We start from the raw sequence: 13,902 nt of genomic DNA, 5'->3' as shown, positions 1-13,902 counted from the left end.
GATCAGCGACCGGTCGCGGTGAAGTGCTGGTAGTCCTTGAGCGAGCTCCACGCGCCGCCCCACGACCAGCCGATCCGCGCGAACTCGCGCACGACGAGGTCGCCGTCGTGGATGATGCCCGGCTGGGTGCGGGTGCGGTCGAGGTACGCCGAGGCCCGCTCGGGCAGCACGAGGTCGCCCTTGCTGTAGGGGTTCAGGAACGGGTTCACGTCGATCGCGAGGCCGTAGGCGTGCGCCGACCACGAGGTCGCGCCGCGGGTGGCGCGGCAGACCAGGGCGGCGGTGTTGTTGCCGTCGCCGGTCGGCGGGGCCTCGAGGTCCGCGGTGGTCGGCAGCCGCATCTCCTCGATCGGGAAGTCGGCCTCGAAGAGCGTGCGGAACACCGACACCACGGCCTGCGCCTCGCTGGCGGCGAGAACGAGCTCGCCGGTGTGCGGCAGGCCGTCGAAGCCGCGGAAGGACACGGTGACGTAGGCGAGGTCGGCGAGGCCGACCGGGCACGACGGCGACCAGGTGTCCCCCATCCGCTGCCGGACCTCGTCGGTGACCGGCCCGATCGTCGAGCGGAAGCGGCCGTCGGCCGGGGGCGGCAGCAGGTCGGTCGTCGGGAACCGGCGCACCCGCAGCTCCTTCGGCGTCGGCCGGATCTCGCCGAAGCCGTCCGGGGTGCGCGGCAGGACGTGCACGCCGAGCTCCCAGTCGGAGTACGACGGCTCGTCGGCCGGCTCGCCGGTCGACGGGCCCGATGAGCCCGGGGACACCGGGGTCGGGTCGTCCGCCGACCCGCTCGACGGCGTACCCGACGACGCGCCCCCGCCCGGGACGTCGTCGACGTCGTCGTCGGCGCACCCGGCAGCCAGCGTCGCGACCGCCACCAGCGCCGCGACGAGCGCGCCCGCCCGCCGCCCGGCCGCGCGCCTCACAGGAGGCGTCGGTCCGAGGCCCAGCGGGTCAGCTCGTGGCGCGAGGACAGCTGCAGCTTGCGCAGGACCGAGGACATGTGGGTCTCGACGGTCTTGATCGAGATGAACAGCTCCTTGGCGACCTCCTTGTAGGAGTAGCCGCGGGCGATCAGCCGCATCACCTCGCGCTCGCGCTCGGTCAGCCGGTCGAGGTCCTCGTCCACGCTGGCGAGGTCGGCCGAGAGCCCGGCGCCGGCGAAGGCGTCGAGCACGAAGCCGGCGAGCCGCGGCGAGAACACCGCGTCGCCATCGGCCACACGCCCGATCGCGTCGACGAGCTCGGGGCCGGTGATGGTCTTGGTGACGTAGCCGCGCGCCCCGCCACGGATGGTGCCGATGACGTCCTCGGCAGCGTCGGAGACCGAGAGCGCGAGGAAGCGCACGTCCGGGTCGTTGACGCGGCGGATCACCTCGACCCCACCGCCGCCCGGCAGGTGCACGTCCAGGAGTACGACGGCGGGCCGGTGCTGCGTCACCGCGGCCACCGCCTCGTCGACGTCGGCGGCCTCGGCCACGACCTCCACGCGACCCGCGCCGGTGGCGGCCAGCTCGGCGCTCACCCCGCGGCGGAACATGGCGTGGTCGTCGACGACGACCACGCGCACCGGCTCACTCATCCTTCTCCTTCACCTTGCGGTCGTGCTCGGCGTGGTCCAGGTGCAGCCGCACCTCGGTGCCCTCGCCGGGGGCGGAGCGGACCTCGGCCCGGCCGCCGTGTCGTTCCATGCGGTCGATGATGCTGCGTCGCACGCCCAGCCGGTCCTCGGGGGTGGTCGACGGGTCGAAGCCGGCGCCGCGGTCGCGGACGAACACGTCGATCCCGCCCGGCGTGATCTCGGCGTAGACGTCGACGCGCGGGACGCCGGCGTGCTTGGCGGCGTTGGTGGTCGCCTCCCGGGCGGCCATCACGATCGGCCGGGTGTGCTCGTCGTGGTCGCAGTCGCCGACGGCGACGACGTCGACGGTGATGCCGTAGGCGTCCTCGATCTCGGCGGCGGCGGAGCGCAGCGCGCTGGCGACGGTCGCCTCGTCCATCGACTCCCCGGAGTAGAGCCACGCCCGCAGGTCCCGCTCCTGGGCGCGGGCGAGGCGCGCGGCGTCGGCGGGGTTCTTCTGGATCAGCGCGAGCGTCTGGAGCACCGAGTCGTGCAGGTGCGCCGCGACGTCGGCGCGCTCCTGGGTGCGCACGCGCTCCTCCCGCTCGGCGCTGAGCTCGGTCATCAACCGGTAGACGAAGGGGGCCACCACGATCGCGATGCCACCGACGGCCAGCACGACGGCGAGGGTGGCGTCGCGGGCGGCGGTCACCGACCCGTCGCGCAGCACGAACCACAGCAGCGCGACGACGACCAGGCCGACGCCCGCCGCGATCCGGCCCCAGGCCGCCCAGCCGCCGCCACCGACGACGACCCGGACCGGGTCGACCTTGCCGGTCGCGTCCAGCCACCGCTCGCGCTGGGCCTCGTCGGCCTGGCGCCACAGCAGGGCGATGCCGGCGATGGCGATGGCCAGCGGCCAGATCCACCAGCCGGTGCCGAGGACGGCGCCGGTCGCGAAGACGACCCCCACGCCGAGCGCGGACAGCGCGACGACCGGGCCGACGTCCGCCAGCCGGCGGGTGCGGCCCGGCCGGCGACCGTCGCGGCTGGCGCTCTCCAGCCCGGGGGCGAGCACCTCCGGCGGCGGTCCGGCGGGCAGCAGCGCCCACAGGGCGGCGTACACGGGCACGCCCATGCCGCCGGCGAAGGTGGCCACCACGAACGCCACCCGGACCCACATCACCGGCACCGCCAGGTGCGCGGCCAGGCCGGCGGCGACGCCACCGAGGACCGGGTCGCGCAGGTCGCGCCAGGCGCGGCGGACCTCCCGGCCTGCCGGGGCAGCCGGGGCAGCCGCGGGCGCGGCGGGGCCCGTGGTGGCGGAGGACGCAGTGCTCGTCATGGTGCCTCCATCGTCACACAGCGCGCCGTGTGCGAGCAGGGGGAACGACCCTGACCCGACCCTGATCCGCACCTCCGACGGGTGCGGCAGGATCAGGGTCGTCCCCGATGGTCCCGGACCGATCCGCACAGCAGGCTTGGAGCCATGAACGCACCGCACGACACCGACACCGGCCAGCCGGGCCAGCCCGGCGATCCCGGCCAGCCCGGTCCCGAGCCTGCCGCCGGTCCCCGTGTGACCCGCGAGGAGGTCCGCGACCTGGCTCGCCTGCGCCGCAGCCGCACCGACCGCAAGGTCGCCGGCGTCGCGGCCGGCGTCGCCCGCCACCTCGACATCGACCCGTTGCTCGTGCGGGTGGCCTTCGTCGTGCTCACGTTCTTCGGCGGCGGCGGCCTCATCCTGTACGGCGTCGCGTGGGTCCTGGTGCCCGAGGACGAGACCGGCGAGACCGTGGTCCGCACCGACGACGGCGTGCGCACCGCGGCGCTGATCATCGCGGGCGTGCTCGCCCTCGCGTCGGTGGTCGGTGACTCGGTCGGCGGGATGGACTTCCCGTGGCCGCTGATGCTCGTCGGCCTGGTCCTCCTCGTGGTCGTCGGCAGCAAGCAGGCCAGGGAGAACCGGTTCGGCTCCGGCGGCGACGTCCCGGCCGGTCCCGGTGCCGCGGGGCCGGGGGCTCCCGGTGCCGGCGCGCCCCACGGTCCGACCTACGAGAACTACCGCCCGGTCGTCCCGCCGGTGCCGCCGCAGCCCCCGCGGCCGCCGGCGGACCCGCGCCGGCGCGGCCCCCTGCTCTTCCCGTTCACGCTCGCCCTTGTCCTGCTCGGTCTCGGCGTCGTCGGGACGATGGACCTCGCCGGCATGGACGTGCCCGGCTCGGCGTACCCCGCCACCGTTCTCGGCCTGGTCGGCCTGATGTTGCTGGTGGGCGCGTTCTACGGCCGCGCTGGTGGGCTGATCCTCATCGGCCTGGTCGCGGCCGCCGTCACCGCTTTCGGCTCCGCGATCGGCAACGCGAGCATCGGCGAGGTCCGGCACACGCCGGACACGGCGGCGGAGGTCGAGCTCAGCCACGACCTCGGCATCGGCGACATGGTCATCGACCTCACCGAGCTGCCCGCCGACGAGCTGGCGAAGCTCGACGGCGAGACGCTCATCGTCGACACCCGCGTCGGACACCTGCGGGTGGTCGTGCCCGACGCGGGCCTGCGGGTCGAGGTGGATGCCGACATCGCGGTCGGCGAGATCGTCCTCTTCGGCGACAAGTCCGAGAGCTCCGACCAGGCGACGTACGGCGACGTCACCGACCCCACCCTCACGATCGAGGCCGAGATGTTCGTCGGCCAGATCGAGGTCCTCACCGAGGAGGAAGCAGCATGAGCACCCACGAGCACGACGTCACCGAGCTCGACCGGGGCGCGACCGACCGCGCGGCCACCGAGCCGCGACGCAGCGGCTGGCACCCCGTCAACGTCGGCCACCTGGTGATGGGCATCGCGTTCGTCGGGCTGGTCGTGGTGTGGGCGCTGGTCACCACCGACACCGTCGACCTCGCCGACGACGGCTGGGTGCTGGGCGTCCCGTGGCTCGTCGCCGGCGCCGTCGGGCTGGTCGCGACCGTGCTGCGCGGCCCCAGGCACCACGAGCACTGGCGCCACGACGACTGGGGTCGCGAGCACTGGGGCCACCACGACTTCGCGGCGGGCTGGCACCCCGGCAGCTGGCACCGCGGCAGCTGGACCGGCGGCGGCCCGAACCCCGACGCGCCGGCCGGCGAGGCGGACCACGACGACCGCGGCGACCGGCCGTCGGGCAGCATGCACGGGTGGCACTAGCACTCCCCCAGCTCCCCGGACTGCACTCGCTCCCCGCGCCCGAGCACCCCGAGCTCGTCGCCGCCCCCGTCGCCGAGGCCCTCGCGGCCTGGCCGGGGGCGGAGGGCGTCGCGGTGGTCGAGATCGACCCCGACCTGGCCGACACCGCGGCGATGAGCGAGGCCTACGACGTGCCGATGGCGGCGGGAGCGAACTGCGTCGTCGTCGCCGGCAAGCGGGAGGGCGAGGAGCGCGTGGCCGCCTGCCTGGTCCGCGCCGACACCCGCGCCGACGTCAACCACATCGTCAAGCGCCTGCTCGACGTGCGCAAGCCGTCCTTCCTCCCCCTGGAGCGGGCGGTCGCCGAGTCCGGCATGGAGTACGGCGGCATCACCCCGCTCGGCCTGCCCGCCGGCTGGCGGCTCCTGGTCGACTCCCGCGTCGCCGACATCGACGTCGCGGTCATCGGCTCCGGCCTGCGCCGTTCCAAGCTGCTGGTCCCCGGCAGCCTGCTGGTGCAGCTCCCGCGCGCCGAGGTGGTGGAGGGGCTGGCGTCCTGACAACCTTTCGGCACCCCCACCCCCTTCAGGAGGATGAGAGGGGTGCCCATGGGACGAACGGTGGTGGACGCGATGCCGCGCGGAGCTGCGCCCGACGACGCGTCGAGCAGTCCGGACCGGCCGGCTGGGTCGGACAGCCTGGCGGGGTCGGACGGCTTCGACGCCTTCGTCGCTGCCCGCGGCGACGCGCTGTGGCGCTCGGCGTGGCTGCTGACCGGTGACCACCAGCTCGCCGAGGACCTCGTGCAGACCGCGCTCGCGAAGTCGTGGCGGGCGTGGGAGCGGGTCGGCGCCGACGGCTTCGAGGCCTACGTGCGGCGGGTGCTGTTCACGACCTACGTGTCGTGGTGGCGCCGGAGGTGGCGCGGCGAGCGTCCGACCGGGCAGCTGCCCGAGCAGCCGGCCGCATCGGCCGACCACGACGCCCGCCGCGACCTGGTGACCGCACTCGGCGACCTGCCGCGCGGACAGCGCGCCGTCGTGGTGCTGCGCTACTTCGAGGACCTCACCGAGCAGCAGACCGCCGCCGTCCTCGGGGTCGGGGTCGGCACGGTCAAGAGCCAGTGCTCCCGCGCCCTCGCCAGCCTGCGGACCTCTCCCCACCTGCGCGAAGGAGGAGACCAGCGATGACCGACGAGGACTGGCTGCGCCGCGGCCTGGCGGACGCGGTGCCCGAGCCGCCCGCCGCACCGGACCGTGCGGGGGCCGCCCGGCGGACGGCACGCCGCCGACGTCGTACGACGCTGGCGGTGGCCGGCGGCGCGGTGGCGGTCGTCGCCGTGGCGGCCACGGTGGTCGGTGCCGCCACGCTCGGCGGTGGCGACGACCGGCCGGACCGGGTGGCCGCCCCCGCCCCGGTGGACGCCCTCTCGGCGCCGGCCTGCCCCGGGCAGCCGGTGGACGCGCGTGCGGCGTCCGGTCCCGACCGGGTCCCGGACGGCGCTACCAGCGTGCGCCTGTGCCAGGGCGACGGGGTGCCCGCCGACGTGCCGCTGGACGCGCTCGTCACGCAGGTGGACGACGTGGCGGCGGCCGTCAACGGCCTCGAGCCGCTCCCACGCGACGCGGTGTGCACCGCGGACCTCGGTCCCGGCTACCAGCTCCAGTTCGCCTACCCTGACGGCTCGACGGTGGTCGCCTCGGGCGGGCTCTACGGCTGCCGGGAGGTGGTCGTGAACGGCGTCGTCCGGTCCGGCGCCGACGCGCCGTGGCAGCGCTTCGTCGACCTGCTGCGCGCGCAGCGCGAGGGGCTGGACCCGCCGCCACCCGTCGCGGCATCGACCATCGGCTGCCCCACCGCCCCGACCGGCGCCGGGGCACCGAGCCTCGGGCGGCCGCAGGACCTGGTCGTCGCCGTCTACTGCGCCGAGGACGTGCCCGGCAGCGGTGACTGGCGCCGGGCCGCGATCCCCGCCGCGGACCTCGCGACGCTGGTGACGGACATCGACGCCCACACCGAGGAGGACGCCGGGTACGTCGACTGCGACGTGGCGCCCCCGCTGCCCCGCATCATCGGCGCCACGGCGTGGGGCGACCGGGTGGAGGTGCAGGCGTCGTGCACCAACGGCTGGTTCACCGTCGACCACGCGACGAACTCGGTGTGGTCACCGTCGGACGAGGCGCGCGCGGTCCTGGACCGGCTGTCCGGGGAGGCCCGCTGACGGGCCCTCCCCGGACGGCTCAGTGCTCGCCGAGCCCGGTGACCCGGATGCCGGCGTGGGTCTTGTACTTGCGGTTGATCGAGATGAGCACCGCGGTGAACGGCTCGAGCACGCGGGCCAGACGGAGCTTGCCGCCGTCCACGCCCGGGCGACCGGTGACCGAGGCGGCCAGGTCGATGGCGACCTGCTTGCCGTCGGCGGAGTCACCGACGACGATGACGTCCTCGTCGAGGAACTCGTCCTCACCCCACAGCAGCGGCGCGGCGACGTTGTGGAAGGCGCCGACCACGGTGGCCTCGGGCGCCAGCTCGGCGGCCGAGCCCTCGCCGCCGTTGATCACGCGGCCGTGGGCGCCGCGCTTGTCGAAGGCCAGCGGGTTGACGCAGGAGATGACGGTCTTGCCCGCGAGGTCGCCGGCCAGCGAGGCGACGAGCTCGTCGTGGCCGTCGTACGGCACGGCCAGCAGGACGACGTCGGCAGCAGCGATCGCGTCGGCGTTGGCCGCGCCCTTGGCGGTGCCCGCACCCGCGACGCCCGCCAGCCGCTCGGTCACCTCGGCGGCGACGGCCTCGGCCTTCTCCGCGGCACGGGAGCCGAGGACGATGTCGTGGCCGTTCTTGGCGAAGCGGTAGCCCAGGCCCTTGCCCTGCGGGCCGGTGCCGCCGATGACGGCGACGGTGTAGCGGGTGTCAGTCACGGTCAGATCCTCCTGAGACGAAATAGATGAGCAGGTTCTCACACGCGTCGTGGCGTACCCGCGGTATCCCACGACCGTTGCATCGTGACAGTGTTACTGTCACAGTTGTGCTGGCGGGGTGGCCCGCCGCTGCTCCACCGACCTCGGCCCCCGGCCGGAAGGGAGATCCATGAAGCTCTCGATGCCGCTCGTCTACGCGGGCAACCCGCGCGAGTCGGCCGACCAGGTCGTCGCGCTCGAGAGGGCCGGCCTCGACATGATCTGGGTCGCCGAGCCGTACGGCTTCGACGCGCCGACCCTGATGGGCTACCTCGCCGCGAAGACGGAGACCGTGCAGATCGGCGCGGGGATCCTCAACATCTACTCGCGCACCCCGGGCGCCCTGCTGCAGACCGCGGCCGGCCTCGACAACGTCTCCGGCGGCCGCGCGGTCCTCGGCCTCGGCGCCTCGGGGCCCCAGGTGATCGAGGGCTTCCACGGCATTCCCTACGACCGCCCGCTCACCCGCACCCGCGAGGTCATCCAGGTGATCCGCGCCGGGCTGCGCGGCGAGCGGCTGGACTTCCAGGGCAAGACCGTCCAGGTCCCCCTGCCCGAGGGCCAGGGCCTGGGCCTGGGCAAGCCGCTGAAGCTGCTCAACAAGCCCGAGCGCGCCGACCTGCCGATCTGGGTCGCCGCCCTGGGCGACAAGAACGTCGCGATGACCGCGGAGGTCGCCGACGGCTGGCTGCCGTTCCTCTACTACCCGGAGAAGGCCCAGCAGGTGTGGGGCGAGTCCCTGGCCCGCGGCGCCGCGAAGCGCTCCCCCGACCTGGCGCCGCTCGAGGTGTGCGCCGGCGGCATGGTCGCCATCGGCGAGGGCCCGGAGACGAAGGCGCTGCTCGACTTCATGCGCCCGCTCTACGCCCTGTACGTCGGCGGCATGGGCGCGCGCGACAAGAACTTCTACAACCAGCTCGCCTGCGAGTACGGCTTCGAGAAGGAGGCGAAGGAGATCCAGGACCTCTACCTCTCGGGGAAGAAGAAGGAGGCCGAGGCCCTCGTCCCGCTCGAGTGGCTCGAGGCGGGCAACCTGGTCGGCCCGGCGTCGTACGTCAAGGAGCGCATCGCCGCTTTCAGGGAGTCCGGTGTGACCAACCTTTCCGTCTCCCCGGCGTCGGACGACCCCGCCGGGACCATCGCACAGATCAAGGAGTGGGTGAGCTGATGCCCGAGCGTCCCAGCATCTACGAGACCGAGCACGAGGACTTCCGCACGACCGTCCGCGCCTTCCTCGAGCGCGAGGTCGTCGAGCACCACGAGCAGTGGGAGAAGGACGGCCAGGTCGACCGCGACGTGTGGCGCAAGGCGGGGCAGGCCGGCCTGCTCGGCTTCGACGTCCCCGAGGAGTTCGACGGCCCCGGCATCAAGGACTTCCGCTACAACATGGTCCTGACCGAGGAGATCACCCGCGTCGGTGCGAGCGGCCTCGGCTTCGCGCTGCACAACGACATCACGGTGCCCTACCTCAACGAGCTCTGCAACGACGAGCAGAAGGCGCGCTGGCTGCCCGGCTGCGTCTCCGGCGACATCGTCACCGCGATCGCGATGACCGAGCCGGGCGCCGGATCGGACCTGCAGGGCCTGCGCACCACGGCCGTCGACAAGGGCGACCACTACGTCCTGAACGGCTCGAAGACCTTCATCACCAACGGCATCCTGTCCGACCTGGTGATCGTGGTGGCCCGCACCAACCCCGAGGCCGGCGCGCACGGCTTCAGCCTCGTCGTCGTCGAGGAGGGCATGGAGGGCTTCACCCGCGGCCGCAACCTCGACAAGCTCGGCCTCAAGGCGCAGGACACCGCCGAGCTGAACTTCGACAACGTCGTGGTCCCGAAGGCGAACCTCCTCGGCGAGGAGGGCATGGGCTTCATCTACCTCATGCAGAACCTGCCGCAGGAGCGGATCTCCATCGCCACCATGGCGATCGCCGCGATCGAGCACGTCCTCGACATGACCCTCGACTACGTGAAGTCGCGCGAGGCTTTCGGCAAGCCGATCGGGAAGTTCCAGAACACCCGCTTCGTGCTGGCCGAGATGGCCACCGAGGCCTACATCGCCCGCACCTTCGTCAACCACTGCGTCGAGCAGCTCAACGCCGGCACGGCCGACACCTCGCTCGCCTCGATGGCGAAGTGGTGGACGACCGAGCTGCAGCTCAAGGTCGTCAATCAGGGCCTGCAGATGCACGGTGGCTACGGCTTCATGATGGAGTACCCCATCGCCAAGGCCTACGCCGACAGCCGGATCCAGACGATCTACGGCGGCACGACCGAGATCCAGAAGGAGATCATCGGCCGGTCGCTCGGCCTGTGACCTGCCTGCCGCGCTAGCAAGGCCTCACCAACCGGAGGGCCCCGGGACGTCACGTCCCGGGGCCCTCCGGTGTCTCGTGGGTGGCGGGACGAGAAAGGTTCCCGCCGGGCGATGAGTTCGGGGTGATCTCAGGGTCGGATCCGGAGAAATCCCCGATGCCCCCGGGAAGACCCAGTGGAAGAGTCCTTCGCATGCACCGTCAGATCGCCGGCCGGCTCACCGGCCCCGTCACCAAGTGGATCGTGGCAGCGATCGTCGTGTTCGCTGCCCTGTCCCTGGCACCGCTGAACGCAAAGCTGGTCGACGTCCAGAACAACGAGGCGTCCTCCTGGCTCCCGGAGTCCGCGGAGTCGACGACCGTCCTCGAGGAGCTGTCCGAGACGGTCGACCCCAACGACATCCCGACCCTCGTCACCTACCACCGCGACGGCGGACTCACCGACGCCGACCTGGCCGCGATGGACGAGCAGGCCGCGGAGATCGCCGCCGAGGTCGACGGCGTCACCGACGCCGACGGCGACGGCCGTCCCGACGTGCTCTCGCCCAACGTCGCGCAGGCGGCGAACCTGCCACAGCAGCTGCTCTCCGACGACCGTGAGGTCGGCTACCTCTACCTCGTCCTCAACTACGGCGACGACGGGTGGAACGCCATCCCCGACGCGGCCGAGGAGATCCGCGACATCGCCCGCATCGACGGCGTCGAGGTCCACCTCGCCGGCTRSGGCGGCCAGGCAGCCGACGCGGCCGAGTCCTTCGAGGGCATCGACAGCACCCTCATCCTCGCCACCCTCTCCGTGGTCGTCGTGATCCTGCTGCTCACCTACCGCAGCGCGTTCCTGTGGCTGCTGCCGATCTTCTGCGCCGTGGCGGCCAACCTGATCGCGACCGGCCTGGTCTACCTGCTGGCGAAGTACGCCGACCTCACGGTCAACGGGCAGAGCCAGGCGATCCTGAGCATCCTCGTGATCGGCGCCGGCACCGACTACGCCCTGCTGCTGGTCGCGCGCTACCGCGAGGAGCTGCGTCGCCACGAGGACCGGCACGAGGCGATGGCCTTCGCCCTGCACCGCGCGGCGCCGGCCATCCTCGCCAGTGCGGCGACCGTCTGCGTCGGCATGCTGTGCCTGGTCTTCGCCGACCTCAACTCCACCGCCGGCCTCGGCCCGGTCATCGCCATCGGCATCGCGGTGACCTTCCTGGTCATGGTCACCCTGCTGCCGGCACTGCTCGTCGTCGTCGGGCGCTGGATCTTCGGCCCCCAGCAGGGCCAGCACGCACGCTGGGTCCGGGTCGGCGCCGGCATGCTGGTCGGCGGCGCGGTCGCCGCCGCGTCGGGCAGCGCACTGTCCGGCCAGGACGGCGGGCTCGGCGCCCTCGGTGGTGTGCTGATGGTCGGTGTGCTGCCGGCCGTGCTGGGCCTGCTCATGCTGCTCCAGGTCGGCATCGAGCACACGACCGGCGTGCACGGGCGACCGGACTTCGGCTCCCGCGAGCCCACCTCGTCGGGCCTGTGGGCCAAGGTCGGCGCTGCTATCCGGCCCCGGCCGCGCACGGTCTGGGTCGTCACGACCGGGCTGCTGCTGGTCGCCTGCCTCGGGCTCTTCCGCCTCGACACGGGCGGGCTCTCGACCGAGGACACCTACACCAAGGAGTTCGACTCCATCAAGGGCCAGAAGCTCCTCGAGGACCACGGCCTGCAGGACGCCTCCAACACCATCCAGGTGGTCGCGAACACCGACCGCGTCGACGCGGTGCAGGACACACTCGCCGGCATCGACGGCCTCGGCACGCCCGAGGAGGCGGTCGCGATGGGCGGCGGTCGCTCGTACTTCGAGGCCACGATCGGCGCGGACATCTCCTCGCAGGCGGCCTTCGACATCGTCGAGGACAGCCGGGACGCGGTCCACGACGTCGAGGGCGCGGACGCGGTCGTCGGCGGCGGGTCAGCGTTCTACCTCGACACCAAGATCGCGTCGAACCGCGACAACCTGGTCATCATCCCGCTGGTGCTCGCGGTCGTGTTCCTCATCCTGCTCGCGCTGCTGAGGGCGGTGCTCGCGCCGGTGCTGCTGATCGCCACGGTGGTGCTGTCCTTCGGCGCCGCCCTGGGGATCTCGGCGCTGCTGTTCGAGTACGTCTTCGGCTTCGCCGGGGCCGACCCCGGCTTCCCGTTGTTCGCCTTCGTCTTCCTCGTCGCCCTGGGCATCGACTACAACATCTTCCTGATGACCCGGGTCCGCGAGGAGACCGCAACCCGAGGAACCCGCGCAGGGTCCCTGGTGGCGCTGTCCTCGACCGGGGGCGTGATCACCTCCGCGGGCATCGTGCTCGCCGCGACCTTCCTCGTCCTCGGCTCGCTGCCGCTGGTGTTCCTCGCCGAGCTCGGCGTGGCGGTCGCCCTTGGCGTGCTGCTCGACACGATGGTCGTGCGGTCGGTGCTGGTCACCGCCCTCAACCTCGACCTCGGCGGGAAGATCTGGTGGCCCAGCAGGCTGGACCGCGGCTCGGCCGCACGCACCCCCGAGCCGCCGGCCGACGAGCCGCCGGTGGTCGACACCGACAAGGAACCCGTCGGGGTCTGATTTCCGCGTTTGAGCGGGGCTCGATCGACCTACGATGCTCCCACGGGCCGCACCCGCGGCCCGTGGGAGCGAGGGTGTTGCAGCCGATGAACGACCAGTCGCCGATCTGGCCGCGCGAGGAGCCGACGAGCCCGCGCGCCGAGCGTCCCCAGGGCCAGCCCGCCGGCCCGCCGCCCGCGCAGCCGCCGACGGCACTGCCGCCGCAGTGGGGCGCCGACCCCGGCTCCGCTCCCCGGCGGGTTCCCCCCGCAGCCGCCCCGCAAGTCCCGTGCGGGCATCATCATCGCCGCCGTCGTCGCCCTGGTCCTCGTGATCGGCCTCGGCGTCGGTGGCTTCCTCTACTTCACCGGCCGCCTCGGCATCGGCCCGCTCAGCGCGGCTGACAAGGACGCGGCCAAGGCCATCGCCGCCGGCGTCGAGAAGCCGGCCTGGGCCAGCAACGGCGACGTCGACTGCGCCGTCGACGAGCTGCTGCACGAGCACCGGTCCGGCGACCTCGAGGAGCGCGGCCTCGTCGAGCGCAGCGGTGACACGTGGACCTACACCGGTGAGTGGAAGCGTGCCGACGCGAACACCTACTACGAGAGCCTCCTCGACTGCAGCGGCAACTGGGCCAAGCAGGTCGGTGACGAGTGGGACCTCGAGGACACCGACTGCCTCGACGACATCGGTGCCGGCACCATGGCCGCCTGGTTCGCCCAGGACTCGCTCGAGCTCAGCGACGGCGAGGACGCGGCCGAGGAGGACCGCGCCGAGGCGGTCGAGGCGCTCGACGAGTGCTACCTCAAGACGCCGCCGCCTCCCAAGGCGACCGCGCGGGCGGCGTACCGCGCCGTGGAGTTCACCTTCACCAATTCCGCGTCCGCCGGCGACGTCGTCATCAACACGGGCGGCCCCGGCAGCTGGACCCCGCTCAAGGGCCAGAAGGTGAAGATCGACACCGACGAGGGCGGGGCGCGTGGCTGCGTCGAGGCGCAGGCCGTGACGACCTACCCGTGGGGCTCGGAGGCCGAGGCCGTCGACGAGTTCTGCGGCACGTCGAAGCCGAAGCGGATCTGGTGGAAGAAGAAGCGCTGCACGACCGAGCCGGGCTGCTACGCCTTCCAGCTGCACTACGAGGGCTTCCGGGACTTCGAGAGCATCACCGCGAGCTACACGAGCAACGGCGGCGACTGCATGGCCGTCAGCGGCCGGTGCTCCGACACGGTCACCGCCGCCATCGGCGGTCGGGGCACGGTCGTCACGTGGAGCTTCCCGGGGTCCTACCAGGGCAACTTCGTGGCCCGGGTCGGCAAGCTCAAGAGCCGCCTGCCGAACTGATCGCGGAGGG

General features: G+C 72.9%; 13 protein-coding genes. 9 read left to right on the top strand and 4 right to left on the bottom strand.

The window, feature by feature from the left end:
- Positions 1-2 precede the first annotated feature (2 nt).
- Genes L615_RS00125 through L615_RS00115 form a run of 3 tightly spaced genes read right to left on the bottom strand, consistent with a single transcriptional unit; the run spans position 3 to position 2,903 of the window.
- Positions 3-923: a M15 family metallopeptidase gene (locus tag L615_RS00125; RefSeq protein ID WP_222430388.1), complete on the bottom strand. Its 921-nt coding sequence runs from the start codon at positions 921-923 to the stop codon at positions 3-5.
- Positions 920-1,579, bottom strand: a complete 660-nt coding sequence (locus L615_RS00120; RefSeq protein ID WP_028653871.1) for a response regulator transcription factor — start codon at positions 1,577-1,579, stop codon at positions 920-922. The genes L615_RS00125 and L615_RS00120 overlap by 4 nt, the downstream gene beginning before the upstream one ends.
- A complete protein-coding gene (locus L615_RS00115; protein WP_051485354.1) occupies positions 1,572-2,903 on the bottom strand; it encodes an ATP-binding protein in 1,332 nt (443 codons plus the stop codon). Before L615_RS00115 ends, L615_RS00120 begins: the two co-directional genes overlap by 8 nt.
- Positions 2,904-3,047: 144 nt before the next feature.
- On the opposite strand from L615_RS00115, the gene L615_RS00110 reads away from it, so the two are divergent.
- From L615_RS00110 to L615_RS00090, 5 genes are read left to right on the top strand one after another with little or no spacing between them, the layout of a single operon-like run.
- Entirely contained in the window at positions 3,048-4,283 is a 1,236-nt protein-coding gene (locus tag L615_RS00110) for a PspC domain-containing protein (RefSeq protein ID WP_145723691.1), read from the top strand.
- The gene (locus L615_RS00105) at positions 4,280-4,738 is read left to right on the top strand and encodes a hypothetical protein (protein ID WP_145723690.1); all 459 of its coding nucleotides are present in this window, start codon (positions 4,280-4,282) and stop codon (positions 4,736-4,738) included. Before L615_RS00110 ends, L615_RS00105 begins: the two co-directional genes overlap by 4 nt.
- Positions 4,729-5,277 (top strand): YbaK/EbsC family protein, encoded by a 549-nt coding sequence (locus L615_RS00100; protein ID WP_145723689.1) that lies wholly within the window; start codon positions 4,729-4,731, stop codon positions 5,275-5,277. Before L615_RS00105 ends, L615_RS00100 begins: the two co-directional genes overlap by 10 nt.
- Before the next feature lie 48 nt (positions 5,278-5,325).
- Positions 5,326-5,907 carry a SigE family RNA polymerase sigma factor gene (locus L615_RS00095; RefSeq protein WP_315897764.1) on the top strand — a complete coding sequence of 194 codons (582 nt, stop codon included), beginning with the start codon at positions 5,326-5,328 and terminating at the stop codon, positions 5,905-5,907.
- Positions 5,904-6,938 (top strand): hypothetical protein, encoded by a 1,035-nt coding sequence (locus L615_RS00090; RefSeq protein ID WP_051485311.1) that lies wholly within the window; start codon positions 5,904-5,906, stop codon positions 6,936-6,938. Before L615_RS00095 ends, L615_RS00090 begins: the two co-directional genes overlap by 4 nt.
- Before the next feature lie 19 nt (positions 6,939-6,957).
- Here L615_RS00090 and npdG read toward each other — a convergent pair whose 3' ends face one another.
- Positions 6,958-7,635: an NADPH-dependent F420 reductase gene (npdG, locus tag L615_RS00085; RefSeq protein ID WP_145723688.1), complete on the bottom strand. Its 678-nt coding sequence runs from the start codon at positions 7,633-7,635 to the stop codon at positions 6,958-6,960.
- A gap of 169 nt (positions 7,636-7,804) precedes the next feature.
- On the opposite strand from npdG, the gene L615_RS00080 reads away from it, so the two are divergent.
- The 4 genes from L615_RS00080 (at position 7,805) to L615_RS00060 (ending at position 13,892) form a co-directional block, all read left to right on the top strand.
- Positions 7,805-8,842 (top strand): LLM class F420-dependent oxidoreductase, encoded by a 1,038-nt coding sequence (locus L615_RS00080; protein ID WP_145723687.1) that lies wholly within the window; start codon positions 7,805-7,807, stop codon positions 8,840-8,842.
- On the top strand, positions 8,842-9,990 hold the full coding sequence (locus L615_RS00075; RefSeq protein WP_145723686.1) for an acyl-CoA dehydrogenase family protein: 1,149 nt from the start codon (positions 8,842-8,844) through the stop codon (positions 9,988-9,990). The genes L615_RS00080 and L615_RS00075 overlap by 1 nt, the downstream gene beginning before the upstream one ends.
- 191 nt (positions 9,991-10,181) lie before the next feature.
- Positions 10,182-12,572 (top strand): MMPL family transporter, encoded by a 2,391-nt coding sequence (locus L615_RS23930; RefSeq protein ID WP_261376497.1) that lies wholly within the window; start codon positions 10,182-10,184, stop codon positions 12,570-12,572.
- A 309-nt stretch (positions 12,573-12,881) separates the two neighbouring features.
- Entirely contained in the window at positions 12,882-13,892 is a 1,011-nt protein-coding gene (locus L615_RS00060; protein WP_145723685.1) for a hypothetical protein, read from the top strand.
- Positions 13,893-13,902 lie beyond the last annotated feature (10 nt).

Origin of the sequence: Nocardioides sp. J9, assembly GCF_007829375.1 — a bacterium.
Lineage (GTDB): Bacteria > Actinomycetota > Actinomycetes > Propionibacteriales > Nocardioidaceae > Nocardioides.
The sequence above is the reverse complement of the archived record's forward strand: the minus strand, read 5'-3'. Positions and strand labels throughout refer to the sequence as shown.